This window comes from Microbacterium sp. CCNWLW41 (assembly GCF_037083505.1).
This window is the reverse complement of record NZ_JBAOJP010000001.1, coordinates 1,051,738-1,065,499: the sequence shown is the minus strand read 5'-3', so window position 1 is coordinate 1,065,499 and position 13,762 is coordinate 1,051,738. Positions and strand designations below refer to the sequence as shown.

Genomic DNA, 13,762 nt, shown 5'->3' with positions numbered 1-13,762 from the left:
CGCACCTCACGCCAGCCGGTTCTGGATGAGGAACTCCGCGAGCTTCTCGCCCGCGTCGCCCTCGTCGACGATCTTCACGCCCGCCTCGCGCGGCGGCTTCTCGCTCAGCGCGATCACGATCGAGCGAGACGCGTCGGGGTCGTGCGCGTCGATCTCCAGCTCGGCCAGCGACAGCGTCTCGAACGGCTTCTTCTTGGCCGCCATGATGCCCTTGAAGTTCGGGAAGCGCGCGTCCGGAAGCGCCTCGGTGATCGAGATCACCGCCGGGAGCGGTGCCACCACCTGCTTCGTCGCACCGTCGGAGGCCCGCGTGCCCGACACCGCGTCCGCACCGATCTCCACCGAGTTCAGGTACGTGGCGCTGGGCACGTCGAGGATCTCCGCGATCATCGACGGCACCACCCCGCCCGAGCCGTCCGTGGACTGGTTGCCCGCGATCACCAGGTCGAACCCGGTGCGCTGCAGCACCGCCGCCAGCACCTCCGCCGTGAGCCCCATGTCGGCACCGAGCAGTGCGTCGTCGATCACCTGCACCGCCGACGCCGCCCCCATCGCCAAACCCTTGCGCACCGTCGCCGACGCCGCCTGCGACGCCATCGACACCACCACGACCTCGGTCCCGGGCGTCTTGTCGGCGTACGACAGCGCCACCTCGAGTGCCCGCTCGCCGATCTCGTCCAGCACCCGATCGGATGCCTCCCGATCAGCCAGCCCCGTCTCCAGCGACAGCTTCCGATCCCCGTACGTATCCGGGACTTCCTTGACCAGGACGACGATCTTCATGACGATCTCCTCACGCTGGGCACGAGTCTATGGCGCGGCCTGGAATGTACCCAATCCAGGGACGGGCGCCCGGTCGGACCGGGCGGACGACCGCTGTGTGTATACATAGACGCCGTCGCCCGGCCGGCGCGCACGCCCGTCCGGACGCCGCCCGGTACGGTGGATCCAGGAGGTCGTCATGGCAGCACCCAAGCGCCTTCCGGTCGATCCGATCGCCGAGGCCAAGCGTCAGTGGATCGCCCACGGCTGGGAGCCGGCGGCCGCGGGCATGACCGCCGTCACGTCGATCATCCGGGCTCAGCAGCTGCTGTTCGCGCGCATCGACGCCACGCTGAAGCCGTTCGGCCTGTCGTTCGCACGGTACGAGATGCTGCGACTGCTCGGCTTCACGCGGGAGGGACGGATGCCGATGGCCAGCGCGATCGCGCGCCTGCAGGTGCACCCGACGAGCGTGACGAACACGGTCGACCGGCTCGCACGCGACGGCCTGGTGTCGCGCGAGCCGCATCCCGACGACGGCAGGGCGGCGATGCTGGTGCTCACGGACTCCGGGCGCGAGCTCGTCGAGCGCGCGACCACGGCCCTGAACACCGAGGTGTTCGAGAGCCCGGGCCTCTCCGACGACGACACGACCGAGCTGGTGCGCATCATCGCGCGCTTCCGCAAGGACGCCGGCGACTTCACCGACCCGCGGCCGCAGCCGGAGCCCCTCTAGTCGCCGTCGGGCCCCCGCCGCACCGCCGCTCGGCTCAGCGGCCGTGGAAGTCGGGGGCACGCTTCTCGCGGAAGGCGGCCATGCCCTCCTTCTGGTCGGCGGTGTCGAAGAGGCCGGCGAACACGTGGCGCTCGAGGCGCAGGCCCTCGGCGAGGGACGACTCCAGCGCGGCGTCGAGCACGGCTTTCGCGGCGTACAGCGACGGCAGGCTCTTCGCGGCGATCGACTCCGCGGTCTTCTGCGCCTCGTCCCGCAGTTCGGCCGCCGGGACGACGCGTGAGACGAGTCCCGAGCGCTCGGCCTCGGCGGCATCCATCATCCGGCCCGTGAGGATGAGCTCGGCGGCCTTGTAGTACCCGACCGCCCGCACGAGCCGCTGCGAGCCGCCCATGCCGGGGATCACGCCGAGGTTGATCTCGGGCTGGCCGAACTTCGCTGTGTCGGCGGCGAGGATGATGTCGCACATCATGGCCAGCTCGCACCCGCCGCCGAGCGCGTAGCCCGAGACGGCGGCGATCACCGGGGTGCGCACCTTCGCGAAGTCGGCCCATCCGCCGAAGTGGTCGGTCATGACCATCTCCAGCCCGGACTTCGACTCCATCTCTTTGATGTCCGCCCCCGCCGCGAAGGCGCGCTCCGAGCCCGTGACGACGATCGCCCCGATGTGCTCGTCGGCGTCGAAGGCGGCTGCCGCGGCGACGACGTCGCGGCAGACCTGCGTGTTGAGCGCGTTGAGCGCGTCCGGCCTGTTGAGGGTGATCCAACCGACGCGTCCGCGCGTCTCGACCAGGATCGTCTCGTATTCGGTCATCGCTCCGCTTTCGTCGAGGGTCGTGAACATTCCACCAGAGTCCGGCGCGTGGCGATCGGGGCGGAGGCGGCCCGGTCGTCAGGCGGACTCGGCGCGGATGGTGTTGATGATGCCGGAGAAGTCCTGCCCTGCGCCGTCGCCGGCGGCGAAGGCCTGGTAGATCTCGCGGGCGAGCATGCCCATGCGCGCGTCCACGCCGGTGGCGGCGATGGCATGCTCGGCGAGGCCGAGGTCCTTGTTCATCAACGCCCCGGCGAACCCCGGCTGGTAGTCGCGGTTGGCAGGGCTCGTGGGCACAGGGCCGGGCACCGGGCAGTTCGTGGTCAGCGCCCAGCACTGCCCCGACGCGTTGGACGCGACGTCGAACAGCGCCTGGTGCGAGAGCCCGAGCCGCTCCCCCAGCACGAACGCCTCGGCGACCGCGATCTGCGACACTGCGAGGATCATGTTGTTGCACACCTTGGCCGCCTGCCCGAGGCCCGCGCCGCCGCAGTGCACGACCCGCCGCCCCATCGCCTCCAGCAGCGGCCGCGCGGCCTCGAAGTCCTCATCGGTGCCGCCCACCATGAAGGCGAGCGTGGCGTTCTCGGCGCCCACGACGCCGCCCGACACCGGCGCGTCCAGCGACCGGCGCCCGGCCTCCTCGGCGAGCGTGTGCGCGGCGCGGGCCTCGTCGACGGCGATCGTCGAGCAGTCGATGAAGAGCGCGCCGGATGCCGCGACCTCCAGCAGTCCCGGCCCGCCGCCCGCGCCCCGGTAGGCGCCGAGCACCTGCGCGCCGGTCTGGAACATCGTGATGACGACGTCGGCGCCGGTGGCGGCATCCGTCCCCGAATCGGCCGTGGCGAGTCCGGCCTCACCCGCCGCGGCGACCGCGGCAGGGGCGACGTCGAAGCCGACCACCTCGTGACCGGTCGCGGCGAGGTTCTTCGCCATGGGCAGGCCCATGTGGCCGAGCCCCAGGAATGCGATCTTCATGTCGGACCTCTTCGTCGGTGCGTGGGATCGAGGGGGCGTCAGTGCGCGAGCAGCTGGCGGCCGATGATCACGCGCATGATCTCGTTCGTGCCCTCGAGGATCTGGTGCACGCGCAGGTCGCGCACCACCTTCTCGATGCCGTAGTCGTGAAGGTATCCGTACCCGCCGTGCAGCTGCAGGGCCTGGTTCGCGACGGTGAAGCCGGCGTCGGTGGCGAATCGCTTGGCCATCGCGCACTGCATCGACGCGTCGGGTGCCTTCGCGTCCAGCGCCGCCGCCGCGTCGCGCACGAGGGCCCGTGCGGCACGGAGCTCGGTGGCCATGTCGGCGAGCGCGAAGACCACGGCCTGCTTCTCGGCCAGCGGCTCGCCGAACGTGAACCGCTCCTGCACGTAGGCGACGGCGCGGTCGAGGGCCCACTGCGCGCCGCCGAGCGAGCACGCCGCGATGTTGACGCGGCCGCCGTCCAGGGCCGACATCGCGATCTTGAACCCCTGACCCTCGCCGCCGAGGACATTCGCCGCGGGCACGCGCACCTCGTCGAGGATCACCTGCCGCGTGGGCTGCGCGTTCCACCCCATCTTGTGCTCGATCGCGCCGAACGACAGGCCGGCGGTGCCGGCGGGCACGAGGAACGCCGTGATCCCGCGGGCACCCGGCTCGCCGGTGCGTGCCATGACGATGTAGACGGATGCCTCGCCCCCGCCCGAGATGAACTGCTTGACGCCGGTCAGCACGAACTCGTCGCCGTCGCGGATCGCGCTCGTCGTGATGGCCGCGGCATCCGATCCCGCACCCGGCTCGGTGAGGCAGTAGCTGCCGAAGCCCGACATGGACGTGAGGAGCGGCAGCCACTCGGTGCGCTGCGCCTCGGTGCCGTAGGTGTCGATCATCCACGCCACCATGTTGTGGATGGAGATGTACGCGGCGATCGCGGTGTCGCCCTGGGCGAGCTCCTCGAAGATGGCCGCGGCGTCCGAGCGCGACAGGCCCGAGCCGCCGATGTCCTCGCGGACGTAGATGCCGCCGAGTCCGAGCTCGCCGCCCCGGCCCAGCGTCTCGCGGGGGAAGTGCGACTGCGCGTCCCACTCCAGGGCGTGCGGCGCGAGCTGCGTCTCGGCGAATTCGCGGACGGCCTCGAGGATCGCTTCGCGCTCCTCGGTCGTGAGGGCGGGCGTGAGAGGGGTGATCGTGGACACCATTGCTCCTTCAGTGATGCAGCGACGCCCTCGTGAGGCATCCTGATCAGTGCGATCGTGCCGACATCAGCACTGTGCTGATTTTACATGGACGTCCTTGTATCTGCTAGGTGGACCTGCGGTCGCACGTACGCGTTCATCGGCTTCGAGCGGATCGGCGGCATCGCGGTGTTCGATGTGACCGAGCCCGCGGCATCCCACTTCGTCACCTACATCCACAACCTCGACTTCTCGGTGTCGGGCACGACGACGCTGTTCGAGATCGCTTCGCTGCGCGGCTGACGCGCCGAGCGGCCGGAAGGGTGGGCCCCCGTCCCGCGGGGCCCACCCTTCCTTGCTCTCGGATGCCGGGTCTCAGTCGCCCGCGGCGGCGCTGTCCCCGTCGGGCCACTGCATGAACGGGCGCAGCTCGATCTGGCCGTTGCGGGCCATCGGGTGCTTCGACGCGATCTCGATCGCCTCGTCGAGGTCGTCGACCTCGAGGATGTCGAAGCCGAGGATCACCTCGGTCGTCTCGGCGAAGGGCCCGCGCGCGGTGAGCACCTTGCCGCCGCGCACCTTGACCACGGTGGAGTCGGACACCGGGGCAAGCACCTCGCCGATGATCCGCTTGCCGCTGGCGTCGAGCGGGTCGACCCACAGGTCGACGTCGGACTGGTCGGGCTCGGTGTCCGGCTCGAGCGAGGAGACGACGAACATCATGTACTTCATGGTGTGATCCTTCCGTTGCGGGCGGGCCGATGCCAACCTCACTCCGGGCGTCGTCCGGGATCGGCCGAGGTCGACACTTCGTCGCAAAGCCTTCTTCCGTTGCGCCGCGCGGGCCGCAGAGCGCGAGGCATCCGGGATCATCCCTCCGGCGGAGGACGATGCGACCGTGGGTGGACGCGCCGGCGCGTGCACGTCCGTAGCGTCGGATCATGGCCTTCACCTCCTCGTCGATCCCGGTTCCCCGTCGCCGTGAGCTCTCGCGCACCACGGCCCTGCTCCTCACGATCGGCGGGAACATCCTGGTCTTCGCCATCGCCGCGCTGGGCGTGGCCGGTGTGGCGCTCGCGGCCGTTGCGGTGTTCGGCGGAGCCGTCGTGGACGCGCTCTGACAGCGAGCGGCCGGGGCAGACGCGACGGCGGTCAGGTGCGGCGCTCGGACTCGCGGAAGCGTGACGGCGACCGCGGCCGACCTCTAGGCTCGCGGCTATGACCGCCGTGGCAGCTGCACATCATCTCCAGCGCCGGCGAGACGCTGCTGGTGCGGCTGGGCCTGTGACGCGGCCGGGTCGGCGGGCCGCCGCGCCACCGATCGCGGCCGTCGTGCTCGCACTGCTCGCGCTGACCGGGTGCTCCGGCTCGGGCGCCGACCAGACGATTCGTGGGATCCCCGACGACTGGGAGGGCCCGATGCCCGACCCCCTCACCGGCGAGCCCTCCGCAGGCTGGGTCGACGACGACGAGTTCGCGATCATCACGATGGGCAGCGGCAGCTGTCCGCCGGTCCCGTCGGCACCGCAGGTGCGGGGCAGCGGCGAGGTGGAGGTCGAGTTCGGACCGTCGCCGAACAACCCCTGCACCGCGGACATGGGACCGACGACGCACGTGTTCAGGCTGCCGCCAGCGGTGATCGACCGGCCCGTCACTGTCACGGTGACGTACCAGGACTACGACGAGGTGTACGAGCTCGGACTGCCCGACCCGTAACGGTCCGGACCCCCTCATGCCCGCCGGACAGCACGCACCGGCCCCCGACATCACGGCACGCACCGGCCCCCGACATCACGGCACTCACGGCGTTCGCGGTGTTCGCGCCGATCGCGACGTTAGCGCCGATCGCGACGCGTTGGCGGCATCCGATCACTGCCGACAGCGACGTGGTCAGATGCGCAGCGCGATCTGATCTCGCTGTCTGGTCGGGGACTTCGTGGCCGGCCGCCACTTCACCTCGGCATCCCACCAGTACGGGCCCTTCACGTACGGCACCCCCTCGACCATCGCCACCTGCCACCCGCCGGAGTCGATGGTGCGATGGTGGAACCAGCACAGCAGGACTCCGTTGTCGGTGTGCGTCGACCCACCCCGCGAATGCTCCTCGACGTGATGCACTTCGCACCACTGCGGCGGCACCTGACACCCGGGGATGAGGCATCCGCCGTCACGCAGGGTGATCGCCCGGCGCTGGTGATGGTTGAACACGCGGTCCAGCGTCGTGAGCGACACGATCCGGCCGGCCGCGCCGAGCACGACCCGCTGCACCGCGCCCGCGCAGGCGATGTGCCGGGCCGCGGCGATCGAGACCGGTTCGTCGTCACCGGGGAGGTGCGCATACCCGCGCCCCGACGCGAGGTCTTGTTCGCGCACCGACACGACCAGTGTCGGTGCGGCGCCGCCGAGGATCGGCAGTTCCCCGGATGCCACGGCCGCCGTCAGCAGCACGGCCAGCGCATCGTGCTGCTTCTGGGTGCGGGTGCGCGAATCGGCGGCATCCTCGGACGGCGCGCCGGAGTCGTGGACGCTGTCGGCGTCGGCCTCGGTGAAGCACGGGCCCATCCCGGTCGCGGCGTCCACACGTGGGTTCAGCACGCTGTCGAACCCGAGTCGCAGCTGCGCGGCGACTTCGGGCAGGAGATTGCCGCGCACCGGGACCAGCCCGTCACCGTCGCGTCGCCCCACCGTGAGTCCCCGCTTGCGCAGCGCCCTCGCCTCGACGGGCTCAGCGCCATCGGGATCGAGGTAGGCCGCCCACACCTGTGCGAGCGCGCGCAGCTCGTCGGCCGAGGCCGGGCCTGCGGCATCCGGCCCCGCACCGGCTGCCGCGGCCGCGAGCTCTTCGTCGGCGGCGAGCATCTCGACCCGACCCACGCCGACGCGACGGAACGCCGAGGCCACCGCGACGACCGCATCGACGCCCACCTGCCCCGCCGCGAGCGCGTCGCGCATGCACGGGAACGTCGCAGGCAGCAGCTCTCCCGTCGACGGCGCGGTGCTGCGCTGCACCGCGCCGGCCGCGGCGGCGAGATCGGCCGCGCTGCGCCCCGACAGGCGCGTGGCCCGCTGCACGAGCTCGCTGAGGTTGCGGCACCCGTACCGCGTCGTCGCCCGGTCGGGGTGGGGCCGAAGGTCGTCGCGCGCCTGCAGCTGCGCCACGGCCTCGACCATGACGGCCTCGACGCCGCGGTGCACCCGAGCCGCGGCCGCGAGCGCCGACAGCACCTCGCCGTCGTCACAGGCGCGCAGCCCGTCAGCGGCGAACGCCGCGGCGACCACGCCGGCGAGCGCGTCGCCGAGGTCGGCGAGGGCTGCGGCGAACTGCGTCATACCCCCATTGTGGCCAGGGGTTCCGACATCGAAACACCCAGATCAACAGGTTTTTCGAACCCGTGGAAAGGGCGTCTGGAGCACGCGATCCGGCGCCCTGTGGAGGAGGCGCTGACCCCCCAACGGACGAGCTCCCGGCGCCCGCCCGCCACGTGACGGGCGAGCGCCGGTGAGTCAGCGCCGCTGCGTCTCGACGAGCACCACCGCCGTGCGGGCCGGGACGGTGACCGTGCCGCTGGCGGCATCCCACGTGGTCGTCTTCACGACGGGGTCGGCACCCTGGGCGAGCGCCGGCGCCAGCGAGAACGGCCGACCCTCGAGCTCCGAGATGGTCTGCGTCGTGGTCTCGGTGCCCGCGTTGAACACCACGAGCGCACCCTTCAGCGCGGGATCGACGTCGTCGCCCACCAGATCGTCGATGAGCATGACGATGACGCCGGGAGCGGCATCCGTCCCGCTGTTCGGGAACGAGACCTTCTGCTCGATCAGGCCGGCGGACCCGAGACGCAGCAGACCCACCTGCTCGCGCACGCGGAGCAGATCGAGGGCGGATGCCTCGGCCGCGGCGATGTCGGACGCACCCGGCTTGTTCGCGGGGTCTGCCAGGAGCGGCGCGAGGTCGTCCCAGTGGCTCCCGTTGTCGCCCTCGCGGGGCAGGCCCGAGCCGAACGTGGACTCCTGGCCGGTCCAGTCGATGCGATTGAACCAGTCGCCCGAGTTGTAGCTGTTGCGGTCGAGCGACTTCGAGCGGAGGAGCTCCGTGCCGGCGTGCCAGAACGACGGGGTCTGGGAGTAGGCGGTGGTCGCGAGCGACAGGGTGTTCATGCGCACGCGGTCCGCCATCGGGGTGTCGGCCGGCAGCTTCAGCACGCCGAGGTCGTACAGCGTCTCGTTGTCGTGCGCGTCGACGTAGGTGATGACCTCGTCGGGCTGGTCGGCGTACCCGGCGGGCGAGCCGTTGTAGTCCAGCTCGTCTCCGGCCTTCACGGTGCCGTCGGAGGCGGTGAACGAGAAGTCGCGCAGGTTGCCCGCGAGTCCCAGCTTCACCAGGTCGGTCTTGTGCGCGAGGTCGGCGAAGGGGTCGCCCGGCGCCGACCGGTCGCTGCCGTTCGGGTCGGTGGCCAGACCCGTGCCGAAGCCCTGGTAGAACTTCGAGCCGCCGTCGACCGGGCTGCCGCCGTGGACGGCGTCGCGCAGCCGGTCGGAGAACGTGCCGATGCCGGTGCCGCCGAGCTGACCCTGGGTGGCCTGCTCGAACAGGGCGTTGTTCGCGACCTCGCCGAAGTTCCAGCCCTCGCCGTACAGGTAGATCGCCTCGCCGTCGACGCCGTCACGCTCGAGCGTCAGCTCGTCGAGCGCATCGCGGATGGCGAGCATGTTCGCCTTCGAGTGGTGGCCCATGAGGTCGAAGCGGAAGCCGTCGACCTTGTAGTCACGCGCCCACGTCACGACCGAGTCGACCATGAGCTTCTGCGCGACCTCGTGCTCGGTCGCCACGTTCTGGCAGCACGTCGAGGTCTCGACGCCGCCGGCCGGGTTGAGACGGTGGTAGTAGCCGGGCACGACCTGGTCGAGGACGGACTTGGCCTCCTGGCCCGACTGCGCGGTGTGGTTGAAGACCTGGTCGAGCACGACCTGCAGACCCATCCCGTGGAGGGCGCCGACCATCGAACGGAACTCGGCGACGCGCGCACCGCCGTCTGGATCGGTGGCGTAGGAGCCCTCGGGCACCGTGTAGTGGTACGGGTCGTAGCCCCAGTTGAAGCCGTCGGCGTCGACGACCGCCTCGATGCACGCCTGCTGCTCCGTGCCGTCCGGCGCGAACGAGGCCAGGTCGCAGGCGGGCACCGCCTGCTTCGACCGGTCCTCCTCGATGGTCGCTATGTCGAACGTGGGCAGCAGGTGCACGGTGTTGATGCCGGCGTCCGCGAGCTCGCGCAGCTGCGCGGTCCCCGCGCTGTCGCGCGTGAACGCCGTGTACGTCCCGCGCTCGGCCTCGGGCACCGACTCATCGGTGATCGAGAAGTCGCGCACGTGCAGCTCGTAGATCGCGCGGTCGACGGGGCGATCCACGACGGGAGCCTCCGTCTTCTCCCACGCCTTGGGCCGCCACGACTTGTCATCGAGATCGACGGCGACGGAGCGCTCGGAGTTCAGGGTGAGCGCGAGGGAGTACGGGTCGGTGACCTGGTTGGTCTCGATCGCCCCGGTGGTCGGCGCGTAGACGACGACCTCCCACAGGTACTCGTCGCCCTTGAGCTTCTTCCCGCCCTCGACGGTCCAGATTCCGGATGCCTCGTCCCACGTCGCCTCGTGACGTGCGGCGTCGCCGTCGGCGCCGGCGTCCCACGTGAGCAGCGTCGCGGCCTGCGCGGTCGGCGCCCACAGGCGGAACGTCGGCTTCTTGCCGTCGAACGACACACCGAGCTCCACGTCGGCGACGGCGTCCGCGTAGAGGTCGTCGAGGACGCCGGGGATCTGCACGCCGGTGAAGGCGCGGACCGCGCCGTCGGCGTCGCGCTGCGACACCATCAGCTGCCCGCGGAGCAGGGCTGCGGCATCCGTCCCGTCGGCCACCTCCAGCGCGATGAACTCCGCCAGCGCCGGGAACCGCTCCTTCTGCTCGTCGGTGAGGCCGCCGTCGATGCGGGTCAGGTCGATCGCGTCGCCCCCGGCCACCGTGTCCTCCTCCAGCGCGAGAGTCGCGTCCAGGGATGCGTGCAGCTGCCAGGTCGCCGCGACGTCGGCCCCGAGGTCGGCCGGCCAGGCGATGGTGCGCTCGTCGATCCAGTGCGCGCGCTCCTCACCGAGACCCGCGATGCCCTCGCCGCCGATGTCGAGCACGTGCGTCGCGAGGGTGTACCGGAAGACGACGGGTGATCCCTCCTCGGCGGTGAACGAGTAGTTCGACCCGCCGGGCGCCCCGCCCACGCCGTAGTTCTCGCTCCAGCTCATGCCGTGGGCGACCTTCGCCTCGTAGGCGCCCGCCGGAAGCGTGACCGAGAGCTCGTAGACGCCGTCCTTGTCGCCGTCGGCCATGAGGCTCGCGAGGCAGTCGGGCGCCCAGTCACCGGCGCACCCCGCTTCGCTCTGGTACGAGCCGGGCACCGTCACGATCGGACCCTCCGCCGTCGACTGGACGACGTTCGACCGCGGGTCGAAGTAGAACGTGATCTCACCGCCGGGGTGGTCGATGGCGATGTTCGAGCCGTCGCGCACACCGTTCGCGCCGTAGTTGATCGCCCACGAGCCGTCGATGGCGACCTTGTACTCGTATTCGCCGGCGGGAAGGTCGAACGTGCCCGCCCAGATGCCGTCGGCGCGCAGCGTCAGCTTCGCGGCCTCGCAGGCGGGCGCCCAGTCACCGGCGCACCCCATCTCGTCATTGAGGCTGCCCGGGACGGTCACCATCGAGATCGGCGACTCCGGCTCCTCCGCGAGCTCCAGCGTCACCGGGTCGCCCACGGAGGCGTAGGTGGACGCGGCGGCGTGGCCGCCCGCGGCATCCGTCGTCACGGCGCGGTACTCGACGAGCGTGCCGTCCGCGAGCCCCTCCACCGTGTGGAAGACGCGGGGGTCGGAATCCTCTGCGGTGCCGAGCGCGTGCCATTCGGCGGAGCCGACCACGCGCCAGGCGAAGCTCGTCTCGGTCCAGGTCGCGTCGTCCACGTCGGCGGAGATCGGCGTGGAGCCGCTGACGCCCGCACCGGCGGCCGGTGCCGAGACCGCGACCGCGAGCGGCGCCTCGGGGGCCGTGACGGGCGCGTCGGCGCGATACACCACGGCCGAGAGCGCCGGGACGGTGACGGATGCCGCGGCCGAGGCATCCGTCGAGATCCCGGTCGTCGTGCCGTAGACCGGCGCGAAGGCCGTGCTCCGGGTGAGCGTGGTCAGCGCGACCGTCTTCTCGGCCGTCGTGTTGTTGAGCGCGACCAGGTATTCGACCTTGTCGTCGCGGTCGACGCGCGAGAAGGCGTAGACGCCCGCGCCGCTGTCGGCGTGGCGCTCGATCTGCGCGCCGGTGACGAGCGCGGGGTGGGCCGCGCGCAGTGCGGCGAGCTCGGCCACGTGCGCGTAGACCGGCGCATCGGTGGCGTAGCGGTCGACCGCTCCGGCGATCTCGCCCGTGATCAGGTTCTGGTCCTGGTACTCGGTGACCTGCGAGGCGAACAGCGACTGCCGCGCGCTCTTGTCGTTGCCGGGCTCCGCGCCGACGAAGCCCTGCTCGTCGCCGTAGTAGACGACGGGCTGGCCTCGGCCGAGGAACATCAGGTCGTGCGCCAGCAGGTCGCGTTCGAGCGCGTTGTCGCTGTTGCGCAGCATGAAGCCGACGCGGCCCATGTCGTGGTTGCCGAGGAAGGTCGGCAGGGCCGTGGCCGACGAGTCGGGGGTGGTGTACCAGTCGTCACCGGCGTAGAGGCTCTGCAGGCCCTTGGCGCTGTTGCCGGCGGCGAAGCTCACAGCGGAGGACTGGAAGGTGAAGTCGAGCACGCTCGACATGTCGGTCTCGCGGACGTACGGCGCGAGCTTCACCGGGTCGGCGTCGTACACCTCGCCGAACATGAAGAAGTCCTTCTTGCCCTTGACGTCGCGGGCGTAGTCGAGCACCTCGGCGGTCCACTGCTCCCAGAACTCGAAGTTCACGTGCTTGGCGGTGTCGATGCGGAAGCCGTCGATGCCGAGGTCGATCCAGTCCTGGTACACCTCGACGAACCCGCTCACGACGGTCGGATGCTCGGTCATGAGGTCGTCGAGGCCGTCGAAGTCGCCGTAGGTGACGGACTCGCCCGACCAGGTCGAATTGCCGCGGTTGTGGTACAGCGTCGGGTCGTTGAGCCACGCCGGCGTCTTCGCGGACTCGTCGCCGGCAGCGATCACCGGCGTGTACGGGAACGACGTCTCGGCGTCGAGGTCGGGGAATGACCCGGTGCCGGCGTAGGTCGCAGGGTCGAAGGCGGCGTCGCTCGCGTCGCGGTACGGGCTGGTGGCCTGGTCGACGTACGAGTACTGGCCTTCGGCGTACGAGATGACGTCGGCGGTGTGGTTCGTGATGATGTCGAAGTAGACCTTGATGCCCTTGGCATGGGCTTCGGCGATGAGCGCCTCGAGCTCGGCGTTGGTGCCGAGGTGCGGATCGATCTGCGTGAAGTCGGTGATCCAGTAGCCGTGGTAGCCCGCGCTGGCGTTCGCGCCCTCACCCTGCACCGGACGGTTCTTGAAGCTGGGGGTCAGCCAGATCGCCGTCGTGCCGAGGCCGTCGATGTAGTCCAGGTTCTCGCGCAGCCCCGCGATGTCGCCGCCGTGGAAGAAGCCCTTGTCGGCCGGGTCGAAGCCCGTCGCGAGGCGGTCGCCCTCGAGCCCGCCCTGGTCGTTCGACGCGTCGCCGTTGGCGAAGCGGTCCGTCATGACGAAGTAGAACTGCTCCTGGCTGCCCGGCTGCCGCACCGGAGCGGCGACCAGCGCGTCGTCGTCGGCGGTGTAGCCGGCGCGGAGGGTCACCGCCTCGAGGCCGACGCGGTGGGTGGTGTCGTCGAAGAGGAAGCGGAGCGTCGCCGGCCCCGCGATCGTCAGCGGGATGTTCTCGCCGTCGCGGCCGTACGCCTCGTCCCACGTGTCGTTCACGGCGACCTTGTACTCGTACGAGCCGGCGGGCACCTCGAACTCCGCCGCGTACACGCCGGCGTCCGCGGTCGCGACGAGTTCGGTCGCGGCACAGTCGGGCTGCCAGTCCCCGCTGCAGCCGAGCTCGGACTGCAGGCTGCCGACGAGGGCGAACGTGCGGTCGGCGGCGGCGGCGGGCGCTGCGGCGACCACTCCCCCGGTGACGATCAAGGCGGCGGCGGCAAGAGTCGCGGCAGCGCGGCGGACACGGGTGGAGGTCGTCTTCGACACGGAGGCTCCAGGTGGGGCGATGGCACGGTGACGTGCCGGATGGGGAGTGTGTGCGGCCGACGCTAGCAGCGGATT

General features: G+C 70.9%; 11 protein-coding genes. 4 read left to right on the top strand and 7 right to left on the bottom strand.

Annotated features, from left to right (window positions below):
• Positions 1 to 6 precede the first annotated feature (6 nt).
• The gene (locus V6R91_RS04730) at positions 7 to 783 is read right to left on the bottom strand and encodes an electron transfer flavoprotein subunit beta/FixA family protein (protein ID WP_336394429.1); all 777 of its coding nucleotides are present in this window, start codon (positions 781 to 783) and stop codon (positions 7 to 9) included.
• A gap of 178 nt (positions 784 to 961) precedes the next feature.
• On the opposite strand from V6R91_RS04730, the gene V6R91_RS04725 reads away from it, so the two are divergent.
• A complete protein-coding gene (locus V6R91_RS04725) occupies positions 962 to 1,498 on the top strand; it encodes a MarR family winged helix-turn-helix transcriptional regulator (protein ID WP_336394428.1) in 537 nt (178 codons plus the stop codon).
• A 34-nt stretch (positions 1,499 to 1,532) separates the two neighbouring features.
• Here the strand turns inward: V6R91_RS04725 and V6R91_RS04720 are convergent, their stop codons facing one another.
• The 3 genes from V6R91_RS04720 to V6R91_RS04710 form a co-directional block, all read right to left on the bottom strand.
• The gene (locus V6R91_RS04720; RefSeq protein WP_336394427.1) at positions 1,533 to 2,309 is read right to left on the bottom strand and encodes an enoyl-CoA hydratase; all 777 of its coding nucleotides are present in this window, start codon (positions 2,307 to 2,309) and stop codon (positions 1,533 to 1,535) included.
• Between the two features lie 78 nt (positions 2,310 to 2,387).
• On the bottom strand, positions 2,388 to 3,287 hold the full coding sequence (gene mmsB, locus V6R91_RS04715) for a 3-hydroxyisobutyrate dehydrogenase (RefSeq protein ID WP_336394426.1): 900 nt from the start codon (positions 3,285 to 3,287) through the stop codon (positions 2,388 to 2,390).
• Between the two features lie 38 nt (positions 3,288 to 3,325).
• The gene (locus V6R91_RS04710; protein ID WP_336394425.1) at positions 3,326 to 4,489 is read right to left on the bottom strand and encodes an acyl-CoA dehydrogenase family protein; all 1,164 of its coding nucleotides are present in this window, start codon (positions 4,487 to 4,489) and stop codon (positions 3,326 to 3,328) included.
• 84 nt (positions 4,490 to 4,573) lie between these two features.
• Here V6R91_RS04710 and V6R91_RS04705 point away from each other — a divergent pair, with 84 nt between their 5' ends.
• Positions 4,574 to 4,768 (top strand): hypothetical protein, encoded by a 195-nt coding sequence (locus V6R91_RS04705; protein ID WP_336394424.1) that lies wholly within the window; start codon positions 4,574 to 4,576, stop codon positions 4,766 to 4,768.
• A gap of 72 nt (positions 4,769 to 4,840) precedes the next feature.
• Here the strand turns inward: V6R91_RS04705 and V6R91_RS04700 are convergent, their stop codons facing one another.
• The gene (locus V6R91_RS04700) at positions 4,841 to 5,197 is read right to left on the bottom strand and encodes a YciI family protein (RefSeq protein WP_336394423.1); all 357 of its coding nucleotides are present in this window, start codon (positions 5,195 to 5,197) and stop codon (positions 4,841 to 4,843) included.
• Positions 5,198 to 5,406: 209 nt separating this feature from the next.
• Here V6R91_RS04700 and V6R91_RS04695 point away from each other — a divergent pair, with 209 nt between their 5' ends.
• Together V6R91_RS04695 and V6R91_RS04690 are read left to right on the top strand one after the other, a co-directional pair.
• A complete protein-coding gene (locus tag V6R91_RS04695; RefSeq protein ID WP_336394422.1) occupies positions 5,407 to 5,586 on the top strand; it encodes a hypothetical protein in 180 nt (59 codons plus the stop codon).
• 163 nt (positions 5,587 to 5,749) lie between these two features.
• Positions 5,750 to 6,181 (top strand): hypothetical protein, encoded by a 432-nt coding sequence (locus tag V6R91_RS04690; protein WP_336394421.1) that lies wholly within the window; start codon positions 5,750 to 5,752, stop codon positions 6,179 to 6,181.
• 174 nt (positions 6,182 to 6,355) lie between these two features.
• Here the strand turns inward: V6R91_RS04690 and V6R91_RS04685 are convergent, their stop codons facing one another.
• Together V6R91_RS04685 and pulA are read right to left on the bottom strand one after the other, a co-directional pair.
• Positions 6,356 to 7,795 (bottom strand): HNH endonuclease signature motif containing protein, encoded by a 1,440-nt coding sequence (locus V6R91_RS04685; RefSeq protein ID WP_336394420.1) that lies wholly within the window; start codon positions 7,793 to 7,795, stop codon positions 6,356 to 6,358.
• Positions 7,796 to 7,969: 174 nt separating this feature from the next.
• Positions 7,970 to 13,687 carry a pullulanase-type alpha-1,6-glucosidase gene (gene pulA / locus V6R91_RS04680; protein ID WP_336394419.1) on the bottom strand — a complete coding sequence of 1,906 codons (5,718 nt, stop codon included), beginning with the start codon at positions 13,685 to 13,687 and terminating at the stop codon, positions 7,970 to 7,972.
• Between the last annotated feature and the right edge of the window lie 75 nt (positions 13,688 to 13,762).

Bases quoted from the DNA above. Each gene is read 5' to 3' on its own strand.
- V6R91_RS04730 (WP_336394429.1), bottom strand. From the start codon at position 783: ATGAAGATCGTCGTCCTGGTCAAGGAAGTCCCGGATACGTACGGGGAT.
- V6R91_RS04725 (WP_336394428.1), top strand. From the start codon at position 962: ATGGCAGCACCCAAGCGCCTTCCGGTCGATCCGATCGCCGAGGCCAAG.
- V6R91_RS04720 (WP_336394427.1), bottom strand. From the start codon at position 2,309: ATGACCGAATACGAGACGATCCTGGTCGAGACGCGCGGACGCGTCGGT.
- mmsB (WP_336394426.1), bottom strand. From the start codon at position 3,287: ATGAAGATCGCATTCCTGGGGCTCGGCCACATGGGCCTGCCCATGGCG.
- V6R91_RS04710 (WP_336394425.1), bottom strand. From the start codon at position 4,489: ATGGTGTCCACGATCACCCCTCTCACGCCCGCCCTCACGACCGAGGAG.
- V6R91_RS04705 (WP_336394424.1), top strand. From the start codon at position 4,574: ATGGACGTCCTTGTATCTGCTAGGTGGACCTGCGGTCGCACGTACGCG.
- V6R91_RS04700 (WP_336394423.1), bottom strand. From the start codon at position 5,197: ATGAAGTACATGATGTTCGTCGTCTCCTCGCTCGAGCCGGACACCGAG.
- V6R91_RS04695 (WP_336394422.1), top strand. From the start codon at position 5,407: ATGGCCTTCACCTCCTCGTCGATCCCGGTTCCCCGTCGCCGTGAGCTC.
- V6R91_RS04685 (WP_336394420.1), bottom strand. From the start codon at position 7,795: ATGACGCAGTTCGCCGCAGCCCTCGCCGACCTCGGCGACGCGCTCGCC.